The organism is Bradyrhizobium sp. LA6.1, assembly GCF_040547805.1.
In the GTDB taxonomy this organism is placed as follows: domain Bacteria; phylum Pseudomonadota; class Alphaproteobacteria; order Rhizobiales; family Xanthobacteraceae; genus Bradyrhizobium; species Bradyrhizobium barranii.
Map to the genome: position 1 here is coordinate 243,363 of NZ_JBEPQK010000001.1, position 25,215 is coordinate 268,577.

A 25,215-nucleotide genomic window follows, 5' to 3' on the forward strand; every position below is an offset into this window, starting at 1 on the left:
CCAACGTTGGAATGAGGGGTGTGGCGTGAGTTCCGTTGCGAGCCCTGAAATGGCTGCAGGATTGTCGGCGTTTTCCGTCACGGAAGTCCTTGCGCGCGAGCTGTCGCCGCGCGGAATGGGTCGATCATCCAGTGCCGCGCGTTCGACTCCCGGCCACGACGATAATGGCGTCCCGCGCAGCGGGTCGATGTTCGCGGGAGCCACGGTTTCCCGGCAAAATCATACTGAAATCATGTTCGGAGGCGTCGGCGCCTCGTGTTATTCTCGGTATCCCATGGGGGCCGAGGGGATTTCCACAAACACGTCTCGCAGGCCGAACTAACGGAAAGAACGCCGGTGTCGCATTCAGACGAACAGTTGCAGTCGGTGCTGGAAACGCTTGAGGAGTGCCGCAAGGTTCTCAACGAGAGCAATAACCGCGAGTCGGCCGAGCTGCTGTCTATCGTCATCCTCGACGTGCGGATGAAGCTCAAAGGAATTGACAGTGCCGATCTCAAGGCGCTGTGCGACGAAATGTTGCGGAGCGCTGGAAGCGAACCGCAGCCCCCCTCCAAGCAGACGCAGGACCAGCCCCGGCGTCCGCTGCTCCGCGTGGTGAAGTAGCCGCGCCGCCGAGTCTCGCTTTTTGGCGAGGTTTGTGCGCGTCCCGATGCCGCATCTGTGATCGCAGACGGCATCGGGAGGAGCCTGGTTTCGTGCGCCTCTGTTGTGCGCATTCCCCGGCATCGGCTACACCGGAGCCGGTTCGGCTCACGCCCGCGCGCATTCCCGGTGCGCGGCCAAAGAGCCTGAGATGGCTCCGACTGCATCATGCAAAATGTCTCGATCCCGGCGGCCCTGATTGCCGGCCTCGTCAGCTTCCTCTCTCCCTGCGTTCTGCCCCTGGTTCCGCCCTATCTGATCTATCTCACGGGCGCCACGATCGAGCATGTCGAGAACAAGGAGCCTGCCTCGGCGTCCAAGCGCGCCGTCATGATGTCGGCGCTCCTGTTCGTGCTCGGCTTCTCCACGGTGTTCGTGGCGCTCGGCGCCAGCGCTTCGCTGATCGGCGGGCTGATTCGTGCATGGTCGGCCGAGCTGTCGATCCTTGCCGGCATCGTCATCATCATCATGGGCCTGCACTTCCTGGGACTGACGCGGATCGGCCTGTTGATGCGCGAGGGGCGCCTGACCGCGCCCAAGCCTGTCGGCCTGTGGGGCGCCTATGTGATGGGCCTCGCCTTCGCCTTCGGCTGGACGCCGTGCATCGGCCCGATCCTTGCCGCGATCCTCTCGATCGCCGCGGCGGAGGCGACGGTGACGAAGGGGGCGGGCCTGCTCGCAGTCTATTCGGCCGGCCTCGGCATTCCCTTCCTGATCGCCGCCCTGATGATCGAGCAGTTCTCGAAGCTGTTCGCGCGCATGAAGGGCCAGCTCGTCAATGTCGAGCGCGCCATGGGCGTCCTGATGGTGATCACCGGCATCGGCTTCCTCACCGGCACGGTCTCGAATGTCAGCATCTGGCTGCTCGAGACGTTCCCGGCGCTGCAGACGATCGGTTAGCTCACGCGGTCGGCACGGTAGTCAGGTCAAACCGGACATGCGCGACGATGCCGGTCGCGCCGCTCCGGTTCTGATGCATCAGCCTGAAGCCGTGCCGGTCGGCGGTGGATTTGGCGATCGCAAGACCAAGCCCGGTCCCCTCGACGCCCTGTGGCGCAGCCCTGAAGAAGCGGTCGTAGATGAACGGCATTGCGTCTTCGGGAATGCCTGGGCCGTCATCGGCGATCTCCAGCGCGCAAATCTTGCCGTCATTGACGACCCTGAGTTCCACGGAGCCGCCTGAACCTGAATAGCGAATGGCGTTGTCGAGCAGGATGGCGATGAGCTTGGCGATCGCGTCGCGATCGCCGAGGAACCTGCACGGTGTCTCCGCCGTCATCGCGAGCTGGACGTTGCGCGCCTCAGCCAGCGGATAGAAGTCGGCCAGCAACGACGTCGCGAGCGCGGCAAGATCGATGTCGTCGCGCTTCTGGATCGAGGCGCCTTCCGTTCTGGCCATTTCGAGCAACTGGCTCGCCAGATGCGATGCGCGCCGCACGCCGTCCCGAAGTTCGTCGGCAAGCTCGCGAGTCTGTCTGGACAGATCCGCGGCGATCAGGTTTTCCGCTTGAATCTGGAGCGCGGCCAGAGGTGTCCTCAGTTCGTGCGCCGCGTCCGCCACGAAGCGGCGCTGCGCTTCGAGTGCCGACCGGTGACGATCGACGAGCTTGTCGATGGCAACGATCAGGGGAGCCACTTCCGCCGGTACGCCCACCGGACGCAGGGGCTCCTGCGCATCGACGCTGCGCTGGCCGATTTCGGCCGACAGCCGTTGCAGACCGCCCATCGTGCGGCTGATCGACCAACCCAGAACGGCCCAGACCAGCGGGATGGCGAGCAGCAGCGGAAGCGCGGCGCCTGTCGCCGCGTGCAGCGCGATCTCGTGCCTGGCGCTCCACGCCTGCGCGATCTGGATATCGTGCTGCGCGTGGCTCCAGCGATAGACGCGCCAATCCTGCCCGTCGGCGGTCACGTCGGACAATCCCGGCACTGATTGCCACGGAATATCGATCGGAGGACCCGCCCGATGCACCAGCGCGCCGGAGCGATCCCAGATGCGGACGACCAACTGATCCTCGTCTTCGCTTTCGAGCAGCGGACCCGCATCGTTGCGGTCGCCTGGACCGACATTGACGGCGATCTCCTGCAACTGCGCGTCGAGGAACTTGTTCATCTCATAGGCGACCAGGCCGAACGATGTTGCCGTCGCCAAGAGGCCGATGGCGGCCAGCAACAGCGTCGCGCGCGTGATGATCGTCTTGCGAAGAGAGCTCATGATCCGGACTTCGTGACCATCCAACCGGCACCGCGGATGTTCCGGATGACGTCCTTGCCATACCGCTTGCGCAAGCCGTGGATGACGACGTCAACGGCGTTGCTCTGCACCTCGTCGCTCCAGCCGTAGATCCGGCTCTCGATCTGGCCTCGCGACAGAATGGTTCCGGGACGCTCCATCAGGGCGTACATCACCGAGAACTCCCGCGCGGAAAGCGTCGATTGGATGCCGCGGAAGGTCGCCACATGGGTCGATGGATCGAGCGTGATCTCCTTGCTGCTCATCAGCGAATTGGAGCGGTCGTTGACCCTGCGCATGACCGCGCGGATGCGCGCGAGCAGGGCGCGCAACTCGAACGGCTTGACGATGAAGTCGTCGGCGCCGAGATCGAGTCCCGCGACCATGTCTTCGACCCGGTCGCGGGCCGTGATCACCAGGATGGGCGAAGCCTTCCTGCTGCGCGCGGCCTTGAGAATCTCGAAGCCGGTCATGCCGGGCAGTCCGATATCGAGCAGCGTGATCGCGTGCTCGGCGCGTTGCAGCGCGGCGTAGCCGTCCTGTCCGTCGCGGGTCCAGTCCACGGTCATTCCGTTTCGCTTCAATCCGCGGACGAGCGCCTTGCCGAACATCGGATCGTCTTCGATCAGCAGGAGGCGCATTGATTCAGGGAAAATCGCTGTGTTGGAGTGGTGGCGCGTCGCAGCACCAAGCGCCACATTCGACACCGTGGCCAAATGGTCAACCGCCTGCGCCTCAATTTAGAACTCTTACAAATTTGGGCGCGAGCGTAGAGAGGCTCGACCTATTCTAAATCCGATCTAATCCTCATCTAATTCTTCGCATTGCAGATGCGCCCCAGTTTGGGACCGCGAAGCCGTCTTTCAGAGCGGCACGCGAAGCTTTTGGGGCGTTGCAGATGGAATTGGGTTGTTGGGGTGGCCGTAAGGCGTTGCGTGGTTTTCTGCTGTCGACAACGGCAGCGCTGTCATTCAGTGGCGGGCTGACGATGCAGGCGGGCCCGGCCTCTGCGCAGCAGGGGCAGGCGGCGGGAGCCTTGCCGTCAGTCGTCGTTTCCGCTCCGCAGCAGCGCGCCCGCCGGGCGCAGACCGCGACCACCTCGCGCGCAGCGCGATCGAATCGCCGGACGGCCACCGTCGCACCGGTCGAGAAGAAGCCGCCGAGCGTCAACAATCAGGACGCGCGTACCGGCCAGAAGGGCTATGTCACGCGGAGCGTGACCAGCGCGACGAAAACCAACACGGCTCTCCTCAACGTGCCGCAGTCGGTGACGGTGCTGACGAAGGATTTCATCAGGGACCAGGCCTTCACCTCGATCGGCGAGGCGACCCGCTATGTGCCCGGCGTGATCTATCACCAGGGCGAATCGCATCGCGACGACCTCGTCATCCGCGGCCAGCGCAGCAACGCCGACTTCTACACCAACGGCATCCGCGACGACGTCCAGTATTTTCGCGACTTCTACAACATTCAGCGGCTCGAGGTCCTGAAGGGGCCGAACGCGATGATCTTCGGCCGCGGCGGTGGCGGTGGCGTCGTCAACCGCGTGCTCAAGGACGCCGACGGTACGACCATTCGCGAGGTGACGGTCGGCGGCAATTCCTATCCCGGCGCCCGCGTGACCACCGACGTCGGCCAGGCGATCAACGAGAACTGGGCCTTCCGCCTCAACGCGATGTACGAGAACACGCAGAGCTATCGCGATTTCGTCAACCTCGAACGCTGGGCGATCAATCCTACCGCGACCTTTGCGCCGAACGACACCACGACGATCAAGCTGAGCTACGAGCATCTGCACGACCGGCGTACCGTCGATCGCGGCATCCCTTCGCAGATCCGCCCCGGAAACGCCTTCCCGCGCTATCCCTACGATACGTCGTCGTCTGCGTTCTTCGGCAATCCCAACCTCAACTATGCGCTCGCCGATGTGGATATCGGAACCGCTGTCGTCGAGCACGATTTCGAGAACGGGTGGACGATCAAGAATTCGTCGCAGATCGCCAACTACGACAAGTTCTACCAGAACATCTATCCGGGCGGAGGAGCCAATTCCGGTGCCGTCAATGCCGCCGGAACCTCGAGCAATCTGCAAGCATACAACAACGAGACCGATCGGACGAACTACTTCAACCAGACCGATCTCACCTACAAGTTCGGGACCGGCCCAATTCGTCACACCGTCGTCTTCGGTGCCGAGGTGGGTCGTCAGAACGGCCTGAACTTCCGGCAGACCGGCCTCTTCAATGGCGTCTCGTCGACCATTACGATCGATCCGAGGAATCCGACGTCGTACGTTCCGGTCACTTTCGCCAATAATGGGGGTACCGATGCCAACAACACCTACAAGCTCAATCTCGGCGCCGTCTACGTCCAGGACCAGGTCGAGATCACGCGCTATCTGGAGCTGATCGGCGGCCTGCGGTTCGATCACTTCGACCTGACGTCGCGAGACCGGCGCACATTCGTCGAGCTCAACCGGGTCGATGATCTGGTGTCGCCACGCGCCGGTGTCCTGTTCAAGCCGCTCGAAAACCTGTCGATCTACGGTAGCTACAGCATCTCGTATCTGCCGAGCGCCGGCGACCAGTTCAGCGCTCTGACACCGGGCCTGGCCATCGCAGCGCCCGAGAAGTTCGTGAACAAGGAAGTCGGGCTCAAATACGACATCTTCCCGTTCCTGCAGTTCGCTACGGCGATCTACGAACTGGACCGGACCAATCAGCGCTTTGCCGATCCCAACAATGCCGGATTCTTCATTCTGAGCGGAGCCACCAAGACCCGCGGCTTCGAAGCGTCTCTGACCGGCTACGTGACGGACGCCTGGCAAATCACGGGCGGCTACGCTTACACGGATGCGCGGATCACCAGCAACAACTCCGCGACCATTGTCGCCGGCAACCGCGTGGGACTTGTGCCGTACAATACCTTTTCCCTCTGGAACAAGTATCAGTTCACGGAGCAGTGGGCCGCGGGCCTCGGTGTGATCCACTACTCGAACTTCTTCGCATCGTCCGACGACACCGTCCTGATTCCGGAGTTCACGCGAGTGGACGCCGCTGTGTTCTTCAGGCTCAACGAGACCTGGCGGGCTCAGCTCAACATCGAAAATCTCCTCGACCGGAAGTACTATTCGACCGCGGATGGGAATAACAACATCACGCCGGGGTCTCCACGTGTGTTCAGATTGTCAGCCACGGCGAACTTCTGATGGTGTTGAGATGACACGCGCGAGTGGCCGGGCTGAAGGCAGGTCGACGGCACGCAAGAGCAATCGCGCCGCACAGGCGGCGCGACAGCGCTGCTTCGTGCTGGAGATCAACCAGAGACCGGTTCTGGCGTTCTCGGCCAGCTCACTGCGATCCGCCCGGGCGCGCGTGCAGGAAGCGTGGTTCGTCCAGGAATTGGAGAGCATGCGTTCAGGTGGGCGTCCTCTCCTGTGCCCGGATCATGTCCGACAGGTCAGGCTCGCGCTTCCCGCCGAGATTGCCGCGGTGGAACTCGGACGCGGCCTCGATGAGGCGCGCGGCGAGGACGCCAAATATGGCTTCGCGTTTCTCGTTCCGATCGACGTGCCGCCGAATTAACGGCGTCGGCCGCTTTTTCTATTGAACCGCGAAGCGCGCGAGCGCCTCGCGGTCGATATCGATACCCAGCCCCGGGCTGTCAGGCACCCGCACGAAACCCTTCTCGTGTTCGATCGGCTCCTTCAAAATCGCCTGCCGGATCGGATGCTCGGTGCGGTCGAATTCGAGCATCGGCTCGATCGGCGCAAGCGAGGTCGGCGTGTGTGACGGCAGCACGGCGAGGAGCTGCAGCGAGGCCGCGATCGCGATCCCGGTGCCCCAGACATGCGGATTGTAGCGGATGCCGAACGCCTCGCTCATGTCGGCGATCTTCTTGCATTCGGAGAGGCCGCCCGCGGCGCAGGTGTCGGGCTGGGCGATGTCCAGCGCATGCGATGCGAACAGGTCGCGGAAGCCGAAGCGCGCGAACTCGCACTCGCCGCCGGCGATCGGAATCGTCAGCGCGGATCGCACCGCGCGATAGCCCGCGACATCCTCCGGCGGCACCGGCTCCTCGAACCAGCCGATGTCGTAGCGCTCGATCATGCGGCCGAGCCGGATCGCCGCCACTGCATCATAGGCGTGGTTCGCATCGACCATCAGCGCGACATCCGGGCCGATCGCCTCGCGCACCGCGCGTGTGACTGCGGCATCCTCGGCGATGCCGAAGCCGACCTTCAGCTTCACGGCGCGAAAACCTTCCGCGGCGTAGCCGGCCGCTTCCTCCGGCAGGTATTTGAGCGGATCGCCTGATTTGCGCCGGTAGAGCCCGGTCGCATAGGCCGCTATCTCCTTGCGCGCGGCGCCGCCGAGAAGCTGATGCGCTGGCACGCCGAAATGCTTGCCCTTGATGTCCCACAACGCGATGTCGATGCCGCTCAGTCCCTGGATCACGACACCCTTCTGGCCGTGATCGCGCAAGCGGGCGTAGACCATCTGCCACAGCACGTCGGTGCGCAGCGGATCCTCGCCGATCAGCCAGGGCGCGATGCTCTGCACCACCGCCGCCGTCATCCGCGCCGGCCCATAGCATTCGCCCCAGCCGGTCAGGCCGTCATCCGTCTCGATCTCGACCAGCATCGCGGTGCGCGTATCGTACCAGGCCCGCGAATAGGCGAACGGCTGCGAGAGCTTTGCTTCGAGGATGTGCGTGCGCACCTTGGTGATCTTCATCGCCGATGTTCCTTCAATCCGTTCACCGCGCCTCGTCCAGCACGCACGTCACCGTGCAGACGACGCCGCGCGGCAGGAAGTCGACGGTCGCCTCGCCGCCGAGCTGGTCGCGCGCGCTGCGCTCGATCAGGCGCGATCCGAAACCGCGCTGCACCGGCTCCGTCACCGGCGGTCCGCCGATCTCGCTCCAGATCAGCCGCAGCCGGGGCTTCGGCGTGTCGGCGATGACCTCCCAGTCCAGCGTGACCCGGCCGGTCTCGTTCGACAGCGCGCCGTATTTCGCGGCGTTGGTGGCGATCTCGTGCACGATCATCGACAGCACCACGGCGAGCCGCGGCGACAGCGGCACGGCGGGGCCGGCCATGCGGATGCGACCGGGATTGCTCAGCAGGAACGGCTGGAGCACGCGCGCGATCACATCCCTCAGCTCCGATCCCGCCCATTTCTCCTGGCTCAGAAGATTATGCGCCTCGGCGAGCGCACCGAGTCGTCCCTCGAACTTGGTCCGCTCGTCCCGGCTTGAACTTCGGAAGGTCTGCACCGCGATCGCCTGCATCAAGGCCAGCGTGTTCTTGACGCGATGGTTGAGCTCCTCGATCAGCAGATTGTGCAGCATCTCGCCGCGCGCGATCGTGGTCGCCATCCGCACCGCGAAGGTCAGGCCGGTCAGCAGCAGGATGCCGCCGATCAGGCTGGTGATCGCGATGTCGCGCCAGAGCGGGGCGATCAGCGATCTCTCGGCGACACCGGCCACGACCGTCCAGCCGGTCAGCCGCGACCGCGTATAGGCGGAGGACAGCGCGACGCCGTCGAGCGAAACGGTGGAGAGGGTCGCCTCCGGCGTCCGAGCCATCGCATCGTTCAGTGCGCCGGAGGCCTGCTTGCCGAACGTCTCGGCCGGATTGGGCGCGCGCGCGAACACGCGACCCTTGGTGTCCAGCAGCGACACCGTCCACTGATCGTTCGGCCGCTGCTGCTCGACCAGTTTCTGGAATGTCGCGATCGGTGGGCTGAAGGAGAGCGCGTAGACGACCTCATCGTTACGCAGCACGGGAACCTCGACGGTCACGATCGGTCGGTTCTTGGTCGAGCCGGTGAACAGGTCGGAATATTGCGGTGACTTGCTCGCAAATACCCGCTCGACGATCTCGCGATTGTTGCGGGGTGGCAGGTTTGTCGTTTCACTCGTGACGGTCGAGAACAGCTGGTGTCCGCTCCCGTCCGCCACCAGCAGGACGCTGTCCTCGCCATATTGGCTGATGAACCCGGTTGCCAGCCGGCGGAAGTCGTCGAAGTCGCCGCTTTGCAGGGCGTTGCTGAGCGCCAGCACCTGCAAGCCGCCGGTCATTCGCTGCACTTCGGAATCGAGCACGAGGCGCATGCTTCGCACCGTCTCCAGCACGCGTCGTGTCGCGTCGCTGCGGTCCTGGCGGTAGTTGGAATAGGCAATACCGACCGCAAAGACGATCAGCGGCAACATCGTTCCCGCGACCAGAAGAGCGAGCCGGACCGGCAGAGTGAGCTTTGACAAGCGCGGGCGTCCCGGTTCCAGCGCAGCGGCGCCGGATTATGATTTTGGGGAGACCATACGGGTGAGACTTGCACCGCGCCACGATTTTCGCGTCCGGCGAGCGCGTCAGAGAGGGATTTTGCAGCGCGGTCGCGGGCGCCAAGTCGCGCACCGAGGCTGAAAGCGGCATGAAGACCGTCAAGGTCTGCACGTCCAACTGAGGAGAATGACGCAATGCCAGTTCTGATTTTGTGGGCCGTGCCCGCCGTTCTGGTGCTCGGCGGCGGAATTTATCTGATCGGCCATATGCACTAGGCAACGACGGGCCCTCGCGATCGATCGCGAGGGCCCGTTCTTGTTGAGACGTAGCTCAGAGATTGCTCTCGGTGATCGCCGCATAGACCATGCTGCGCAGTTCGCGCCGGAGCGGATAGGCGCTCGACGGCAGCACCTGCGTCATGAAGATGGTGATCAGCTCCTCGGCCGGGTCGATCCAGAACGAGGTCGTGGCCGCGCCGCCCCAATTATATTCGCCCGGGCTGCCGGCGATCAGCGTCTCCGCCGGGCGCATGGTCACGGCGAAGCCGAGGCCGAAGCCGATGCCGTTATAGCTGGCTTCCGAGAACAGCGAACGCGATACCTCCGGCAGCGCGCGGCCGCCCGGAATGTGGTTGCTCGTCATCAGCGCCAGCGTCTTCGGCCCGAGCAGGCGGACGCCGCCCAGCTCGCCGCCATTGAGCAGCGCGCGGCAGAAAGTGAGATAGTCGGCGACCGTCGAGCATAGTCCGCCGCCGCCCGAGATGAACGAGGGCGGAGACAGGAACGAGCTCTTGGTCGGGTCGTCCTGGAGCGTCAGGCCCTCGCGGCGCTGGCCGGCATGGAAGGTCATGCCTCCACCGGGATCAGCTGAATAGCAGGCCGCGAAACGGTGCGCCTTGGCGGCCGGCACGTGAAAATCAGTGTCGGTCATGCCGAGCGGATCGAGGATGCGCGTTTTAAGGAACTGCTCGAAGGGAATCCCGGAGATCTTTCCGACGAGATAGCCGAGCACGTCGGTCGCCACCGAGTAGTTCCAGGATTCGCCCGGCGAGAATTCCAGCGGAATCTTTGCCAGCGCCTCGATCATGGTCTGGAGCGTGCCGGCTTTCTCGACCTCGCCGATCTTTTCAGTGCGATAGGCGGCATCGACGTTGGAGCGCTGCTGGAAGCCGTAGGTGAGACCGGCGGTGTGCCGCAGCAGGTCGACGATCAGCATCGGCCGGGACGGCGGCCGGGTCAGGAAGGCCGGCGCGGTGCCGGCGACGAACACGCCGAGATCCTTCCATTCCGGAATGTATTTGGCGACGGGCTCGTCGATCGCGACGAGGCCTTGCTCGACCAGCATCATGAAGGCGACGCTGGTGAGCGGCTTGGTCATGGAATAGATGCGGTAGATGGTGTCGTCCTTGACCGGCGCCTTGCGCTCGACGTCGGCAAAGCCCTGCACCGAGCTGTGGGCGACCTTGCCGCGGCGGTAGACCAGCAGGTGCGTGCCCGGAAAGCGGCCGGCATCGATGTAGCGGCTCTTCAGATGCGCATCGACGCGGTCGAGCGCAGCCTTGGACATGCCGACGGATTCGGGCGAGGCGGGGGTAGGGGCGAGCATCAGTTCCTCCGGGGCGATTTGTCGGAAAGTTGATAGCGAAATGCCGGCCCCATTCCAAGCCGGTTGCGCTTAACGCGGCCGGGCCTGCTGGTGTAGGCTGCACTCTGGAACGCCTCCAAGGAGCCCATCCGGGCCAACGAGAAAACTCAGGGCAGACGCACCATGACCCAGTTCAACGAGCCCGAACTCACCGAAGCCGTCGTCAAGAGCTTCGACAATACGCCTGATGCGCGGGCAAAATTCCTGCTCCAGGAATTGGTGAAGTCGCTGCACGATTACGTGAGCAAGACCGGTCTCACCTTCGAGGAATGGGAATACGCCATCGATTTCCTGACCCGCACCGGCCACAAATGCACCGACACAAGGCAGGAGTTCATCCTGCTCTCCGACGTGCTCGGGGTCTCCATGCTGGTCGACGCGGTCAACCACAGGGATCGCGAGGGCGCCACCCAGACCACGGTGCTCGGCCCGTTCTATGTCGGCGAGCACAAGGTCACGGCCCACGGCACCGACATCTCGCCGAACAATCAGACCGGTGAACGGATGTTCGTGCAGAGCCGCGTCACCGACCTCAAGGGCAAGCCGCTCGCGGGCGTTCCCGTCGACGTCTGGCATGCCGACGATGACGGCTTCTACGATTCACAGAAACCGAACTACGACGAGGTCGGCGCTTCGGCGCGGGCGCGCTTCATCACCGACAGCGACGGCCGCTTTTTCTTCCGCACCATTTTGCCTTGCAGCTATCCGATCCCGACCGATGGCCCGGTCGGCGAGATGATCATGCAGACCAAGCGCCATCCGATGCGCCCCGCGCACGTGCACTTCCTGGTCAATGCCAAGGGCTACGAGCCGCTGATCACGCACGTCTTCATGGACGGCGACAAATATCTCGATTCCGACGTGGTGTTCGGGGTCAAGGACGACCTCGTCGCCAAGGTCGAGCCGCGCAACGACCCTGAGATGCCCGACGGCTCCAAGGCAAACGGGCAGTGGCATTTGATGACGTACGAATTCCACCTCAAGCCCGGTGGCGGCATGGCGCCGAAGCCGCTGGGCGTGAAGGCGGAGGAGCCGGCGTGAGGGCCCGCAGCTGGAGCGCACATTCGGCCGCTCGGTAGTCAGGGCGCGTGCGACGTCCGCTGTGCTTCTGGTAGCTGCGCAACAGCGGACCTCACTGGATGTCCGAGTTGGGCCAACAACAAACATACTGCGAACATAAAGAAGACGCGAGGCGAGCCGGCCTTAACGCCCCCGGAGCGTCCCGATCAAGCAGGACGGATACCGCCTGTTCGTGCAGCGCGTGGGTTCACATGCCACTCCCTCCGCCACCGCCGCCGCCACCACCAGCTTGTCTGGACGCTTCGAGATTTCTGTCTAAACGACTGGGTTCATTAGGCGCGTAACCGAAAGCTCCCGGATATCCCTTCTTCGATCCCATTGTTTGCAGCTCATGCAGCGGAGCGTAGCCGGGGGCGCCCGGGTGATGTCTCTTAGAGATCTTATGCTGCAGACCAAGTGCTTTGCCTGGTACACCCTGCGCAAGCGCGGCTGGTGCGGCGGCGATGAGAGCGGCGGCACAAAGTGCGATGATCGTTGTCTTCACTTTTCGGTCCTCCCTCCTTGAAACAAAAGAGCCCGCGTAGGGGATTCAACGCCGTCGCGACGGCATAGTCGAGCGCAAAAACGTCTAGCCGCAATCAACCTTTAAACCCAGCTAATCGCGCGATGTTTGGGCTATTTGGCCGATGTCGCATATGGGTCACCAGCGGCAATGCTCTGACGAGCGACAATGGTTCCACTTGGCCGCTAGAAGTGGACGTCCGCGCCCTTCTGCGCCCTATCGCGCGTGCAGCAGCGCCAGCAGCACGACGACGACGCAGGCCAGCGCTGCCGTGGTCAGCTTCCAGAACATCAGCGGGCTACGCTCCAGAAGCGGCGTGATCCGTGTGTCGAGATAGGCCGGATTGGGCGTGCGAAGCTCGAAGACGAATTCGGACAGATCCTCGTGCCGCTTGTAGGGATCGGGATGGAGCGCGCGCCTGAGCGCGCCGTCGACCCAGGCCGGCACGTTGCGGTCGTCGTCGGCCGGACGATACTGAAGTCTCCGCGCGTCCGCCTTGCGCCGGATCCTGGCGATTTGGGTGCCATAGGGAAGCTTTCCCGTCAGCATCTGGTAGCAGATCACGGCCAGCGAAAACATGTCGGAGCGCGGCGAGCCGCCTTGCCCAAGAAAATACTCCGGCGCCGTGTACTGGACCGTTCCCAGGATGTCGTCGGCCTCGTCTCGCGGCGCCGCCTCCGCGACGCCCGCGACCCTGACCGACCCGAAGTCGATGATCTTCGCGGTGCCCGTCTTGTCGATCAGAATGTTGTCGGGCCTGAGGTCCTGATGCAGCATTTCCATGCGGTGGAAGGCGCGCAGCCCCGCGGCGATCTGCTCGACCAGCCCACGGACGGTTTCGAGATCGGGGCGCGGATTGTCGGTCATCCACTGCTTCAACGTCTGCCCTTCGACGAATTCGGTCGCGACGTAGAGGTAGCTGCGCCGTCGCGACTGTGACAGCGGCTTCAGCACGTGCGGGCTGTCGATCCGCCGCGCGATCCACTCCTCCATCAGGAAGCGCTTGAGATAGGCGGCGTTGTCGCGCAAATCGATCGACGGCAGCTTGAGCGCGACCGGCGCCTCGGTCTCCACATCGACGGCGAGATAGATATGACTGCGGCTGCTGCCGTGGATTTCCCGGATAATCCTGTAGCCGTCGAAGACCGCTCGCGGCTCCGGCAGCGGAGGTAGCGGCAGCTGTGACGTCTGATTGAAGATACCGGCCGGCTCGCGCTGCGGCACCGCGTCGATGCGCAGGATCTGGACGGTGATGTTGTCGTCGCTGCCGCGCCGGTAGGCTTCCTCGACGATCGCCTTTGCCGCGCCGTCGAGCTCGGCTGCGTGCTCGCCGAGTGCGCTGGTGATGAAGCGCTGATCGACGAATTCATAGGCACCGTCGGTCGCCAGGATAAAGGTATCGCCGGCCTCGATCTCGACCGTCTGGTAGTCGATCTCGAGCTGCGGATTGATGCCGAGCGCGCGGCCGAGATAGGTCTGCTCCGACGACACGATGATGCGGTGATCGTCGGTCAGCTGCTCGAGCGCCTTGCCGGCGACGCGGTAGACGCGACAGTCGCCGACATGGAAGATGTGCGCGGTGGTCGCCTTGATGACCATGGCGGTCAGGGTGCAGACATAGCCCTTGTCGCGGTCATAGGCATATTGGCTCTTGCGCGTCTGCGCGTGCAGCCAGGAATTGGTCGCGTCCAGCACGCGGCGGGCGGAGGTCTTCACCGTCCAGGATTCCGACGTGCAGTAATAGTCCATCAGGAAGCTCTTGACCGCCGACTCGCTGGCGATCTGGCTCACCGTGCTGCTGGAGATGCCGTCGGCGAGAACGGCCGCGATGCCCTTCAGGCTGAGCTGCGGCTCTTCCGGAATCAGGACGCCGTGAAAATCCTGATTGACGGGCTTGCGCCCCCTATCGGAGTGCTGGCCGACAGAGATCAGGAGTCCGCGGGTCATCGTCATCACCAGGCGAAGGGAGCCTCACCCTGGTCGGGCGAGGCTCCTCTGTCGAGACGTATCAGGCCGCAACGCGGGTCGGCGCAGCCTTGCCGGCCTGGCGCTTCGGCTTGGTCATGACGTGGGTGGCGTAGAGGGTCATGCCGGTGAACGCGAGGCCGCCGACGAGGTTGCCGAGCACGGTCGGGATCTCGTTCCAGATCAGATAGTCCATGATCGAGAATTTGGCATGGAGCATCAGGCCCGACGGGAACAGGAACATGTTCACGACGGAATGCTCGAACACCATGTAGAAGAACAGCATGATGGGCATCCACATCGCGATGACCTTGCCGGGGACCGAGGTCGAGATCATGGCGCCGACGACGCCGGTCGAGACCATCCAGTTGCACAGCATGCCGCGCATGAACAGCGTCGCCATGCCGGCCGCGCCGTGCGCGGCATAGCCGAGCGTTCGGCCTTCGCCGATGTTTCCAATGGCCGCTCCGACCTTGTCGGGGTCTTGCGTGAAGCCGAACGTCGTCACGAAGGCCATCATGAAGGCGACGGTGAAGGCGCCGGCGAAGTTGCCGACGAAGACCAGGCCCCAGTTACGCAGCACGCCGCCAAGCGTGACGCCGGGACGCTTGTCGATCAGGGCGAGCGGCGAGAGCACGAACACGCCGGTGAGCAGATCGAAGCCGAGCAGGTACAGCATGATGAAGCCGACCGGAAACAGTATCGCGCCGATCAGCGGCTGGCCCGTGTTCACGTTGATGGTGATGGCGAACCATGCGCCGAGTGCGAGGATGGCGCCGGCCATGAAGGCGCGGATTGCAGTATCCCGGGTGGACATGAAGATCTTGGACTCGCCCGCATCCACCATCTTGGTGACGAATTCCGAAGGCGCGAGATACGACATCAATGGTTCCTTTTGTTTCGTAAGTGAGATCGACACGCCCGAGAGAGCGCAGCTGAACATCATTGGCCGTGCGGACAGCTCTGCCGCGCACGAGGGCTATGGAAGGTCTGGAAGCCTTGGGAATCGCGTCACGAGGACTGAGCCGGGAGGGCCGCGAAGCAGTTGAGCTTCCGGGATGCAGCCGCCAGAGGCTGCAACAATGCGGCGAGCCGCAGTCTTCGTTGACGTCGGTGAAGAAGCAAGTTGCGTGCCGTGTGGACGTGTTAGAAAAGTATAGCGATATCAATCAGATGCCGCACGCGTTCAGCTGACTTTTGCGGACGCACGGCCTTTTGCTTGGGCGACTGCATAAGATTTGTGCGGCGCACAAAGAATGAGCAATCCGCAAATTCCGCGTGCGCAGCAGGCCTGCGACAGTCTGGCGCGGCATCAATAACCCATTCATTTTTCGACGTTTTTCGGAGTGTCGGGCTTGGCATGAAGCTTGAATTATTCAAGCCGACGCCATTGAAGCCGTCCCGCGAGACTTCTCATCCGATTTGCCGACGCCACCAGACGGGGGTCTCCCCCGTCATGCGTTCGCATGCGCCTTTTTCTGGCGTCACGGACGGACGGGCTGCTCGCGAGCACTGACGCCATCAATTCTGCAACGATGCAAAGGACGACACTGCCTATGACCAAGCGCACCCGCCAGCCCTCGGGCCTGAGCCGCCGTCAATTGTTGAAGGCCGCCGGCTCGACCGCTGCACTTCTCGCCGCCGCAAAACTGAATTTCCCCGCCGGTGCGTTCGCACAGGACGCTGGCCCCGAGGTCAAGGGCGCCAAGCTCGGCTTCATCGCGCTGAGCGATGCCGGCCCGCTCTTCGTCGCCAAGGACAAGGGCCTGTTCGCCAAATACGGCGTGCCCGACACCGACGTGCAGAAGCAGGCCTCATGGGGCACCACGCGCGACAATCTCGTGCTCGGCTCGGAGGGGAACGGCATCGACGGCGCGCACATCCTGACCCCGATGCCGTATCTGATTTCCGCCGGCAAGGTGACGCAGAACAACCAGCCGACCCCGATGTACATCCTGGCGCGGCTCAATCTCGATGCGCAGTGCATCTCGGTCGCCAAGGAATATGCCGACCTCAAGGTCGGTGCCGACGCGTCGGTGCTGAAGGCGGCGTTCGAGAAGAAGAAGGCCGATGGCAAGTCGGCCAAGGTCGCGATGACCTTCCCGGGCGGCACACATGACCTCTGGGTCCGCTATTGGCTCGCCGCCGGCGGCATCGATCCCGACAAGGACGTCGAGACCATCACCGTGCCGCCGCCGCAGATGGTGGCGAACATGAAGGTCGGCACCATGGACGCGTTCTGCGTCGGCGAGCCCTGGCCCGGGCAGCTCGTGCATCAGGGCATCGGCTACACCGCCGTCAACACCGGCGAGATCTGGAGCAAGCATCCCGAAAAGTCGCTCGGCATGCGCGCGGCCTGGGTCGACAAGAACCCGAAGGCTGCCAAGGCGATCCTGATGGCCGTGATGGAGGCGCAGCAATGGGCCGACAAGATGGAGAACAAGGAAGAGCTCGCGACCATCATGGCGAAACGGCAGTGGATCAACTGCCCGGTCGAGGACATCGCCGATCGCGCCAAGGGCAAGTTCGACTACGGCAATGCCGGCAAGGTGGTCGAGAACTCACCGCACATCATGAAGTACTGGCGCGACTTCGCCTCCTATCCGTTCCAGAGCCATGATCTCTGGTTCATGACCGAGGACATCCGGTGGGGCAAATATGAAGCTTCCTTCGACAGCAAGGCGCTGATCGGCAAGGTCAATCGCGAGGACATGTGGCGCGATGTGGCCAAGACGCTCGGCGTCGCGGCCTCGGAGATTCCAGCCTCCACCTCGCGCGGCAAGGAGACCTTCTTCGACGGCAAGGTGTTCGATCCCGAAAATCCGGCGGCCTATCTGAAATCGCTCGCGATCAAGCGCGTCGAAGTCTGATGGAGCCAGCGGCCGCCCTTGGGCGGCCGCATCTTCCTTGAGCTGGAGAGAGATTGCGATGAACATGCCTGCCACGAAGATGGACATTGAGACTGCGACCCCTGCGGGCACCGCCGCGCCGGTCGTTGCGATGACGCCGAAGCGCCCGCCGCGCAGCGAAGCCTACGCGCGGATGGCAAGGGAGACCGCCGTGCGCGTGATCCCGCCGCTGGTCGTGATCGCGCTGCTGACGCTGGTGTGGGAGCTGATCTGCCGCCGCGCCGGCTCGACGCTGCCGCCGCCGTCGCGGGTGTTCAAGGACACCAAGGAACTGATCTTCGATCCGTTCTTCGATCATGGTGGCATCGACAAGGGCCTGTTCTGGCATCTCTCCGCAAGCCTTCAGCGCGTCGCGCTCGGCTATTCGCTGTCGGCGATCGCCGGCATCGCGCTCGGCGTGTTGGTCGGGCAGTCGGTCTGGGCGATGCGCGGGCTCGATCCGCTGTTCCAGGTGCTGCGCACGATCCCGCCGCTCGCCTGGCTGCCGCTCTCGCTCGCGGCCTTCCGCGACGGCCAGCCGTCAGCGATCTTCGTCATCTTCATCACCTCGATCTGGCCGATCATCATCAACACCGCGGTCGGTATCCGCAACATCCCGCAGGACTACCGCAACGTCGCCGCGGTGGTGCAGCTCAATCCGCTCGAGTTCTTCGGCAAGATCATGATCCCGGCGGCGGCGCCCTACATCTTCACGGGCCTTCGCATCGGCATCGGCCTGTCCTGGCTCGCCATCATCGCGGCTGAAATGCTGATCGGCGGCGTCGGCATCGGTTTCTTCATCTGGGACGCCTGGAACTCCTCGCATATCAGCGAGATCATCCTGGCGCTGTTCTATGTCGGCATCGTCGGCTTCGTGCTCGACCGCCTGATCGCGGGCCTCGGCAAGATCGTCACCCGCGGCACGGCACAGAACTGAGGGAGAAGGGCACATGACCGCCTATCTGAAGCTCGACCATATCGACAAGGTCTTTACCCGCGGCGCCGCCAGCACGGAGGTGCTGAAGGACATCAACCTGACGATCGAGAAGGGCGAATACGTCTCGATCATCGGCCATTCCGGCTGCGGCAAGTCGACCCTGCTCAACATCATCGCAGGCCTGACCGGCGCCACCACCGGCGGCGTGCTGCTCGAGAACCGCGAGGTCAACTCGCCGGGGCCCGATCGCGCGGTAGTGTTCCAGAACCACAGCCTGCTGCCGTGGCTGACCGTCTACGAGAACGTCAAGCTCGGCGTCGACAAGGTCTTTGCCAGGACCAAGTCCCGCGCCGAACGCGACGCCTGGGTCATGCATAATCTCAACCTGGTGCAGATGGCCCACGCCAGGGACAAGCGTCCTTCGGAAGTCTCCGGCGGCATGAAGCAGCGCGTCGGCATCGCCCGTGCGCTGGCGATGGAACCGAAGGTGCTGCTGCTCGACGAGCCGTTCGGCGCGCTCGACGCGCTGACCCGCGCGCATTTGCAGGACTCGGTGATGGCGCTGCATCAGAAGCTCGGCAACACCATCCTGATGATCACCCACGACGTCGACGAGGCGGTGCTGCTATCCGATCGCATCGTCATGATGACGAACGGGCCGAGCGCGCGCATCGGGGAGGTGCTGGAGGTGCCGCTCGCACGTCCCCGCAAGCGGCTCGATCTTGCGACCAACTCCACCTATTTGAAGTGCCGCCACCGCGTGCTCGAGTTCCTCTACGAGCGTCATCGCTTCGTCGAGGCCGCGTAAACCAAGGTTTAACGTGGATGATAAGCGCGCCTAAATAATCGACACCTCGCTCAATCCTTGTGCGCCGCACAAGGATTGAGCGAACCGCTAAATTTGCGAGCGAAATACGCCTGCAAGAACTTCGGGCAATGCGAACAAGCCCCTGAATTCCCTGTATTTCCCGAACGCGCGCAATTGGCACGGAAATTGAAATACCTTTTCCGACGCCAACGACGACGTCCCTCAACATCATCAATCAGCATCGTGAACTCGCCACCGGGGCATGGCCTCGGCGCGCGCCTCCGCGTGGAGGCTGAGCCTGCAACGACGCAGCGGTGAGCCAAGAAGGGATTATCAATGACGACGAATCCGACTCGAAATCCGACGTGGATTTCTGATTGGCGCCCCGAAGACGAGGCGTTCTGGAATGCGGGCGGCAAAGTGATCGCCCGGCGTAACCTGATCTGGTCGATCGTGGCCGAGCATATCGGCTTCTCGGTGTGGCTGATCTGGAGCATCGTCACCACCAAGCTGCCGCAGGCGGGCTTCCACTACACCACCGACCAGCTGTTCCAGCTCGTCGCGGTGCCCGGGCTGATCGGCGCATTGATGCGCTTCCCCTATACGTTCGCGGTCACGACCTTCGGCGGCCGCAACTGGACAATTTTCAGCGCGGCTGTCCTGTTCATCCCGACGCTGTCGCTCGCCTACTTCGTCGGCCAGCCCGACACCCCGTTCTGGCTGATGCTGCTGATCGCATCGACCGCGGGTCTCGGTGGCGGCAATTTCGCCTCCAGCATGACCAACATCTCCTTCTTCTTCCCTGACCGGATGAAGGGATGGGCGCTGGGGCTGAACGCGGCGGGCGGCAATATCGGCGTCTCCAGCGTGCAGCTGCTGACCCCGATCCTGATGACGCTCGCGGTCATCAACCTGTTCCAGGCGTCCCCCGTCGACGGCATCTTCCTCCAGAACGCAGGCCTGATGTGGGTGCTGCCGATCGCGATCGCGGTGTTCGGCGCGGTGTTCTTCATGAACAACCTGACCACGGCCAAGTCGTCGATCACGAACCAGCTTGCCGTGGTCAAGCGCAAGCACACCTGGATCATGGCGTATCTCTATATCGGCACGTTCGGATCCTTCATCGGCTACTCGGCGGCGTTCCCGCTGCTGATCAAGACGCAGTTTCCGGCGATCTCGATCTCGATCGCGTTCCTCGGGCCGCTGGTCGGTTCGTTGTCGCGACCGCTCGGCGGCTTGCTCGCCGACAAGATCGGCGGCTCCATCCTCACCTTCTGGAATTTCATCGCGATGGCGGGCGCCACCGTCGGCGTGCTCTACTTCGTCGGGCACAAGGACTTCACCGGCTTCCTTGCGATGTTCCTGATCCTGTTCGTGACGACGGGCATCGGCAACGGCTCGACCTACCGCATGATCCCCTCGATCTTCCGCGAGCAGAACCTGTTCAGAGTGCGCGGCAAGGGCGATGCGGCGCGCGCGGCGGCGTTGAAGACCGCGAGCATCGAGAGCGGTGCGGCGGTCGGCTTCATCGGCGCGATCGGCGCAGTCGGCGGTTATCTGATCCCGACCGGTTTCGGCAAGTCGATCGCCATGACCGGTGGTCCCTCGCTCGCGCTCGCGATCTACCTCGCTTTCTACGCCTCCTGCCTCGGACTGACCTGGTGGTTCTACCTGCGTCGCAGCCCGCAGGGTGAGGGCGCGTCAAGCCTCGCCGAAGCGCGAGTCTGAGTTTGGCACGAATGTCGCTTCTCCCCGTACGCGGGGAGAAGACTCTCTGATGACGTTTGACCCATGAACCTTGTTCGCAACGGCGCGGACAAAGGCAGACCGAAACAGACAGGAGAACATCATGACTTCAGAACAGATCACCCTCATCCAGCAGAGCTTTTCCAAGGTCGCGCCGATTTCAGAGGCGGCCGCGGTGCTGTTCTACGATCGCCTGTTCGAGGTGGCGCCGTCCGTGCGCGCGATGTTTCCCGAGGACATGACCGAGCAGCGCAAGAAGCTGATGGGCATGCTCGCTGCCGTCGTCGGCGGCCTGTCGAAGCTCGAGACGATTCTTCCCGCGGCCTCGGCGCTCGCCAAGCGTCACGTCGCCTATGGCGCCAAGGCCGAGCACTATCCGGTGGTCGGCGCGACCTTGCTCTGGACCCTCGAGAAGGGCCTCGGCGAGGCCTGGACGCCCGAACTCGCCACGGCCTGGACCGACGCCTATGGCGTCCTGTCCGGCTACATGATTTCCGAGGCCTATGGCGCACAGGCGCAGGCCGCCGAATAGGAGATGTCTTGTGAGTGAACCGCTGGTCATCGTCGGTAACGGTATGGCGGCCGCGCGTCTGGTCGACGAGCTCGCCAAGACCTCGCTCGGCCGCTACGCGGTCGCGGTGATCGGCGAAGAGCCGCGGCTCGCTTACAATCGCGTGCTGCTCTCCTCCGTGCTGGCCGGCGAGACCGGCTCGCACGAGATCGAGCTGAGACCGGCGGACTGGTGGCGCCATCGCGGCGTCACCGTGCGCTACGGCTATCGCGTCACCGAGATCGACACCGGCCGCCGCGAGCTGAAGATCGAAGGTGAAGAGAGCGTCGAATATTCCAAGCTCGTGCTCGCCACCGGCTCGACGCCGCTGCGGCTCAACGTGCCGGGCGCCGATCTCACCGGGGTGCACACGTTTCGCGATACGCGCGACGTCGATCTGCTGCTGACGCTCGCTGCGGCGAAGAAGCGCGTCGTCGTGGTCGGCGGCGGCCTGCTCGGGCTCGAAGCGGCCTATGGCCTTGCGAAAGCCGGCGCGCCGGTGACGCTGCTGCACCTGATGGACCGGCTGATGGAGCGCCAGCTCGATCTGCCGGCGGCCGACCTGCTGAAGATGCTGGTCGAGCGCAAGGGCATCCGCATCCTGCTCAACGCCTCCACCGCCCGCATTCACGGCGACGGCCATGTCGAAGCCGTCGAGCTTGCCGACGGCACGCGCATCGAGGCGGATGCCGTGATCTTCGCCGCCGGCATCAGGCCGAATGTGGCGCTTGCCAAAGAGGCGGGCATCGCGGTCAACCGTGGCATCGTCGTCAACGACGAGATGCAGACGGCCTCGCCCGACATCTACGCGCTCGGCGAATGTGCCGAGCATCGCGGCACCTGCTACGGCCTGGTCGAGCCCGCTTACGAGCAGGCGCGGGTGCTGGCGCGGCATCTCGCCGGCCGTCCCGCCGCCTATCAGGGCAGCGTGGTCTCGACCAATCTGAAGGTCTCCGGCGTCAGCGTCTTCTCCGCCGGCGACTTCATGGGTGGGGACGGCAGCGAGAGCCTGGTGCTGTCAGACCGCAGGCGCGGCACCTACAAGAAGCTCGTCATCGCCGACGGCCGGCTCACCGGCGCGGTGCTGATCGGCGATACCGTCGATGCGCTCTGGTATCTCGAGCTGATCCGCAATCGCGACAAGGTGACGGCGATCCGCACCGACATGATGTTCGGCCGCGCGCTGGCGCGTCCTTCCAAGGCGGCTTGATAAGGCAGCTCGATATGACGGCGATCGATCCCACGCTCCGCGCCACCAAGACGACCTGTCCCTATTGCGGCGTCGGCTGCGGCGTGCTGTCGACGCCCGACGGCAACGGTGGCGCGGCGATCGCGGGCGACCCGGATCATCCCGCCAATTTCGGCCGGCTGTGCTCGAAGGGCTCCGCGCTCGGCGAGACCGTCGGGCTGGAGAGCCGGCTGCTCTATCCGATGATCCGCTGCAAGGGCGTGCTCGAACGCGTCGCCTGGAGCGATGCGCTCGACCACGTTGCCCATCGCATGCAACACATCGTGGCGCGCGACGGCGCCGACGCGGTCGCGTTCTATCTCTCGGGCCAGCTCCTGACTGAGGACTATTACGTCGCCAACAAGCTGATGAAGGGCTTTGTCGGCACGGCCAATGTCGACACCAATTCGCGGCTCTGCATGTCGTCCTCGGTCGCGGGCCACCGCCGCGCCTTCGGCGCCGACACCGTGCCCGGCTGCTACGAGGATCTCGACCAGGCTGATCTCCTCGTGTTCGTCGGCTCGAATGCGGCCTGGTGTCATCCGGTTCTGTTCCAGCGCATGCTGAAGAACCGGCAGGAGCGCGGCGCGCGCATGATCGTGATCGATCCGCGCCGTACCGACACGGCGAGCGACGTCGATCTGTTCCTCGGCCTCAAGCCCGGCACCGACACCGCCTTGTTCTCCGGCCTGTTCGTCCATCTCGCCGACAATGGCGCGCTGGACCAGGATTACATCGCGCAGAACACGTCGGGCTTCGATGACGCGCTGGCGCGCGCGCGCAACATCGCCGGCAGTGTCACCGCGACCGCGCTGGCGACGGGCCTGTCCGAACAGGACGTCGCCGCCTTCTTCAAGATGTTCCGCGACACCGAGCGCGTCGTCACGCTCTATTCGCAGGGCGTCAACCAGTCGGCGCAGGGCACCGACAAGGTCAACGCGATCCTGAACTGCCATCTCGCCACGGGGCGCATCGGCAAGCCGGGCGCCTCGCCGTTCTCGCTCACCGGCCAGCCGAACGCGATGGGCGGCCGCGAGGTCGGCGGCCTCGCAAACCAGCTCGCCGCGCATATGAACTTTACACCGCCGGATATCGACCGTGTCAGGCGGTTCTGGAAGGCGCCGCGCATCGCCACCCATGAAGGGTTGAAGGCGGTGCAGCTGTTCGAGGCGATCAACCGCGGCGAGGTCAAGGCGTTGTGGGTGATGGGCACCAACCCGGCGGTGTCATTGCCGGACGCGGACGTCGTGCGTGAGGCGCTGAAGAAGCTCGAGCTGTTCGTGGTCTCCGAGAACGTGCTCTCCAATGACACGGTCGAGGCTGGGCCGCATGTGCTGCTGCCGGCGCTCGCCTGGGGTGAGAAGTCGGGCACGGTGACCAACTCCGAACGCCGCATCTCGCGCCAGCGCTCGTTCCTGCCGGCGCCGGGCGAGGCGCGGCCGGACTGGTGGATTCTGAGCGAGACCGCAAAGCGGCTCGGCTTCGGCGACAGCTTCAACTACAAATCCGCCGCCGATATTTTCCGCGAGCATGCCGCGCTCTCTGCTTTCGAGAACGACGGCAGCCGCGATTTCGACATCGGCGCGCTGACCGCGCTCTCGGACGAGGCCTTCGACGCCTTGAAGCCGGTGCAGTGGCCGGCGCGCGAAGGAGTGGCGCCCGGCGAGCGCTTCTTCGCGAGCGGCGGCTTCTTCACCAATGACGGCAAAGGCCGCTTCGTCGCGCCGGAAGTGCCGGCGCTGCGCGGCGAGACCGGACCGTCGCGCCCGCTGCGGCTCAACACGGGACGCATCCGCGACCAGTGGCACACCATGACGCGCACGGGTCTCAGCCAGCGTCTCGGCGCGCATCTGCCGGAGCCGTTCGTCGAGATCCATCCGGATGATGCCAGCAAACACGGCATCGCGCATGACGGCTACGCCCGCATCACCACCGATTACGGCCAGTGCATCCTGAAGGTCGTCGTCAGCGACCGTCAGCAGCGCGGCACGCTGTTCGCGCCGATCCACTGGAGCGCGATGAACGCCTCGCACGGCCGCGTCGGGGCGCTCGTGCAGTCCTTCACCGATCCGTTCTCGGGCCAGCCGGAGTCGAAAGCCACGCCGGCGGCGATCGCGCCTTATGAATACGTCTTCCGCGGCTTTGCGCTGTCGCGCAAACAGCTCGATCTGCCGCCGAACCTGATGTGGACGCGTGTCACGGTTGCGGGTGGCTTCGGCTATCTCTTCGCCGACAATGCGGATCTGTCGCGCTGGCCGGCCTGGCTCGACGGTGTCGCCGGCGAGGACGTCGCCGACTATCGCGACTTCGGCGGCGGCGTTTATCGCGCGGCCTCGTTCGCGGGCGACCGCATCGAGACCTGCCTGTTCGTCGGCCCCGCGCATGATGCCGGCGACTGGGAGGTGGTGAAGAGTCTGTTCGTGGCCGATCACGTCACCGACGAGCAGCGCCGCATGCTGCTGTCAGGCAAATCGACGGAGGGCGCGGCCTCGACCGGCCCCATCGTCTGCGCCTGCTTCGGCGTCGGCCGCGGCACCATCTGCGACACCATCGCGAGCGGCGCGCGCACGGCGGCCGAGATCGGCGCCAAGCTCAAGGCCGGCACCAATTGCGGGTCATGTATCCCTGAGCTGAAGCAGCTGATCGCGACGACGGAAGTGGCGCCGGCGAAGCAGGCGAAGGTCGCGGCGGCTGCGGGGTAGGGGA

At 64.2% G+C, this 25,215-nt stretch carries 19 protein-coding genes; 12 read left to right on the forward strand and 7 right to left on the reverse strand.

What is annotated here, in order from left to right; all coding sequences use genetic code 11:
* Positions 1–336 precede the first annotated feature (336 nt).
* Positions 337–603 (forward strand): hypothetical protein, encoded by a 267-nt coding sequence (locus tag ABIB99_RS01135; RefSeq protein WP_028152051.1) that lies wholly within the window; start codon positions 337–339, stop codon positions 601–603.
* A 207-nt stretch (positions 604–810) separates the two neighbouring features.
* A complete protein-coding gene (locus ABIB99_RS01140; RefSeq protein ID WP_354174465.1) occupies positions 811–1,542 on the forward strand; it encodes a cytochrome c biogenesis CcdA family protein in 732 nt (243 codons plus the stop codon).
* A 1-nt stretch (position 1,543) separates the two neighbouring features.
* Here the strand turns inward: ABIB99_RS01140 and ABIB99_RS01145 are convergent, their stop codons facing one another.
* Positions 1,544–2,857: an ATP-binding protein gene (locus ABIB99_RS01145; protein ID WP_354174467.1), complete on the reverse strand. Its 1,314-nt coding sequence runs from the start codon at positions 2,855–2,857 to the stop codon at positions 1,544–1,546.
* A complete protein-coding gene (locus ABIB99_RS01150) occupies positions 2,854–3,516 on the reverse strand; it encodes a response regulator transcription factor (protein WP_063984805.1) in 663 nt (220 codons plus the stop codon). Before ABIB99_RS01150 ends, ABIB99_RS01145 begins: the two co-directional genes overlap by 4 nt.
* A gap of 257 nt (positions 3,517–3,773) precedes the next feature.
* On the opposite strand from ABIB99_RS01150, the gene ABIB99_RS01155 reads away from it, so the two are divergent.
* Positions 3,774–6,083 carry a TonB-dependent receptor gene (locus ABIB99_RS01155; RefSeq protein WP_354174469.1) on the forward strand — a complete coding sequence of 770 codons (2,310 nt, stop codon included), beginning with the start codon at positions 3,774–3,776 and terminating at the stop codon, positions 6,081–6,083.
* A gap of 97 nt (positions 6,084–6,180) precedes the next feature.
* Positions 6,181–6,459: a hypothetical protein gene (locus ABIB99_RS01160; RefSeq protein ID WP_354174471.1), complete on the forward strand. Its 279-nt coding sequence runs from the start codon at positions 6,181–6,183 to the stop codon at positions 6,457–6,459.
* A gap of 18 nt (positions 6,460–6,477) precedes the next feature.
* Here ABIB99_RS01160 and ABIB99_RS01165 read toward each other — a convergent pair whose 3' ends face one another.
* From ABIB99_RS01165 to ABIB99_RS01175, 3 genes are all read right to left on the reverse strand, one after another.
* Positions 6,478–7,611 (reverse strand): mandelate racemase/muconate lactonizing enzyme family protein, encoded by a 1,134-nt coding sequence (locus tag ABIB99_RS01165; protein WP_354174473.1) that lies wholly within the window; start codon positions 7,609–7,611, stop codon positions 6,478–6,480.
* Between the two features lie 22 nt (positions 7,612–7,633).
* Complete coding sequence (locus ABIB99_RS01170; protein ID WP_063984801.1) at positions 7,634–9,091, reverse strand: sensor histidine kinase; 1,458 nt, start codon at positions 9,089–9,091, stop codon at positions 7,634–7,636.
* Positions 9,092–9,491: 400 nt separating this feature from the next.
* Positions 9,492–10,766: a serine hydrolase domain-containing protein gene (locus tag ABIB99_RS01175; RefSeq protein WP_354174474.1), complete on the reverse strand. Its 1,275-nt coding sequence runs from the start codon at positions 10,764–10,766 to the stop codon at positions 9,492–9,494.
* Between the two features lie 162 nt (positions 10,767–10,928).
* Here ABIB99_RS01175 and ABIB99_RS01180 point away from each other — a divergent pair, with 162 nt between their 5' ends.
* On the forward strand, positions 10,929–11,846 hold the full coding sequence (locus ABIB99_RS01180; protein WP_354174476.1) for an intradiol ring-cleavage dioxygenase: 918 nt from the start codon (positions 10,929–10,931) through the stop codon (positions 11,844–11,846).
* A gap of 757 nt (positions 11,847–12,603) precedes the next feature.
* Here the strand turns inward: ABIB99_RS01180 and ABIB99_RS01185 are convergent.
* Positions 12,604–14,340, reverse strand: coding sequence for a bifunctional protein-serine/threonine kinase/phosphatase (locus ABIB99_RS01185; protein WP_354174901.1), 1,737 nt, complete (start codon positions 14,338–14,340; stop codon positions 12,604–12,606).
* 55 nt (positions 14,341–14,395) lie between these two features.
* Positions 14,396–15,235 carry a formate/nitrite transporter family protein gene (locus ABIB99_RS01190; RefSeq protein ID WP_028146778.1) on the reverse strand — a complete coding sequence of 280 codons (840 nt, stop codon included), beginning with the start codon at positions 15,233–15,235 and terminating at the stop codon, positions 14,396–14,398.
* A 673-nt stretch (positions 15,236–15,908) separates the two neighbouring features.
* On the opposite strand from ABIB99_RS01190, the gene ABIB99_RS01195 reads away from it, so the two are divergent.
* From ABIB99_RS01195 to ABIB99_RS01225, 7 genes are all read left to right on the forward strand, one after another.
* On the forward strand, positions 15,909–17,222 hold the full coding sequence (locus ABIB99_RS01195) for a CmpA/NrtA family ABC transporter substrate-binding protein (RefSeq protein ID WP_354174479.1): 1,314 nt from the start codon (positions 15,909–15,911) through the stop codon (positions 17,220–17,222).
* 58 nt (positions 17,223–17,280) lie between these two features.
* Positions 17,281–18,177, forward strand: a complete 897-nt coding sequence (gene ntrB / locus ABIB99_RS01200; RefSeq protein WP_354174481.1) for a nitrate ABC transporter permease — start codon at positions 17,281–17,283, stop codon at positions 18,175–18,177.
* A 13-nt stretch (positions 18,178–18,190) separates the two neighbouring features.
* Positions 18,191–18,985 carry an ABC transporter ATP-binding protein gene (locus ABIB99_RS01205; protein WP_085404431.1) on the forward strand — a complete coding sequence of 265 codons (795 nt, stop codon included), beginning with the start codon at positions 18,191–18,193 and terminating at the stop codon, positions 18,983–18,985.
* A gap of 336 nt (positions 18,986–19,321) precedes the next feature.
* Positions 19,322–20,713 (forward strand): MFS transporter, encoded by a 1,392-nt coding sequence (locus ABIB99_RS01210; RefSeq protein WP_063984793.1) that lies wholly within the window; start codon positions 19,322–19,324, stop codon positions 20,711–20,713.
* 121 nt (positions 20,714–20,834) lie between these two features.
* On the forward strand, positions 20,835–21,263 hold the full coding sequence (locus ABIB99_RS01215) for a globin family protein (protein WP_354174484.1): 429 nt from the start codon (positions 20,835–20,837) through the stop codon (positions 21,261–21,263).
* 10 nt (positions 21,264–21,273) lie between these two features.
* Complete coding sequence (locus ABIB99_RS01220) at positions 21,274–22,491, forward strand: NAD(P)/FAD-dependent oxidoreductase (protein ID WP_354174486.1); 1,218 nt, start codon at positions 21,274–21,276, stop codon at positions 22,489–22,491.
* Between the two features lie 14 nt (positions 22,492–22,505).
* A complete protein-coding gene (locus tag ABIB99_RS01225) occupies positions 22,506–25,211 on the forward strand; it encodes a molybdopterin-dependent oxidoreductase (protein ID WP_354174488.1) in 2,706 nt (901 codons plus the stop codon).
* Positions 25,212–25,215: the final 4 nt, after the last annotated feature.

What these genes read in the sequence shown, in the direction of transcription:
- ABIB99_RS01185 (WP_354174901.1), bottom strand. Translation starts at nt 14,340, where the DNA reads ATGACGATGACCCGCGGACTCCTGATCTCTGTCGGCCAGCACTCCGAT.
- ABIB99_RS01180 (WP_354174476.1), top strand. Translation starts at nt 10,929, where the DNA reads ATGACCCAGTTCAACGAGCCCGAACTCACCGAAGCCGTCGTCAAGAGC.
- ABIB99_RS01140 (WP_354174465.1), top strand. Translation starts at nt 811, where the DNA reads ATGCAAAATGTCTCGATCCCGGCGGCCCTGATTGCCGGCCTCGTCAGC.
- ABIB99_RS01145 (WP_354174467.1), bottom strand. Translation starts at nt 2,857, where the DNA reads ATGAGCTCTCTTCGCAAGACGATCATCACGCGCGCGACGCTGTTGCTG.
- ntrB (WP_354174481.1), top strand. Translation starts at nt 17,281, where the DNA reads ATGAACATGCCTGCCACGAAGATGGACATTGAGACTGCGACCCCTGCG.
- ABIB99_RS01195 (WP_354174479.1), top strand. Translation starts at nt 15,909, where the DNA reads ATGACCAAGCGCACCCGCCAGCCCTCGGGCCTGAGCCGCCGTCAATTG.
- ABIB99_RS01215 (WP_354174484.1), top strand. Translation starts at nt 20,835, where the DNA reads ATGACTTCAGAACAGATCACCCTCATCCAGCAGAGCTTTTCCAAGGTC.
- ABIB99_RS01210 (WP_063984793.1), top strand. Translation starts at nt 19,322, where the DNA reads ATGACGACGAATCCGACTCGAAATCCGACGTGGATTTCTGATTGGCGC.
- ABIB99_RS01165 (WP_354174473.1), bottom strand. Translation starts at nt 7,611, where the DNA reads ATGAAGATCACCAAGGTGCGCACGCACATCCTCGAAGCAAAGCTCTCG.
- ABIB99_RS01225 (WP_354174488.1), top strand. Translation starts at nt 22,506, where the DNA reads ATGACGGCGATCGATCCCACGCTCCGCGCCACCAAGACGACCTGTCCC.
- ABIB99_RS01150 (WP_063984805.1), bottom strand. Translation starts at nt 3,516, where the DNA reads ATGCGCCTCCTGCTGATCGAAGACGATCCGATGTTCGGCAAGGCGCTC.
- ABIB99_RS01190 (WP_028146778.1), bottom strand. Translation starts at nt 15,235, where the DNA reads ATGTCGTATCTCGCGCCTTCGGAATTCGTCACCAAGATGGTGGATGCG.
- ABIB99_RS01155 (WP_354174469.1), top strand. Translation starts at nt 3,774, where the DNA reads ATGGAATTGGGTTGTTGGGGTGGCCGTAAGGCGTTGCGTGGTTTTCTG.
- ABIB99_RS01175 (WP_354174474.1), bottom strand. Translation starts at nt 10,766, where the DNA reads ATGCTCGCCCCTACCCCCGCCTCGCCCGAATCCGTCGGCATGTCCAAG.
- ABIB99_RS01170 (WP_063984801.1), bottom strand. Translation starts at nt 9,091, where the DNA reads ATGTTGCCGCTGATCGTCTTTGCGGTCGGTATTGCCTATTCCAACTAC.
- ABIB99_RS01205 (WP_085404431.1), top strand. Translation starts at nt 18,191, where the DNA reads ATGACCGCCTATCTGAAGCTCGACCATATCGACAAGGTCTTTACCCGC.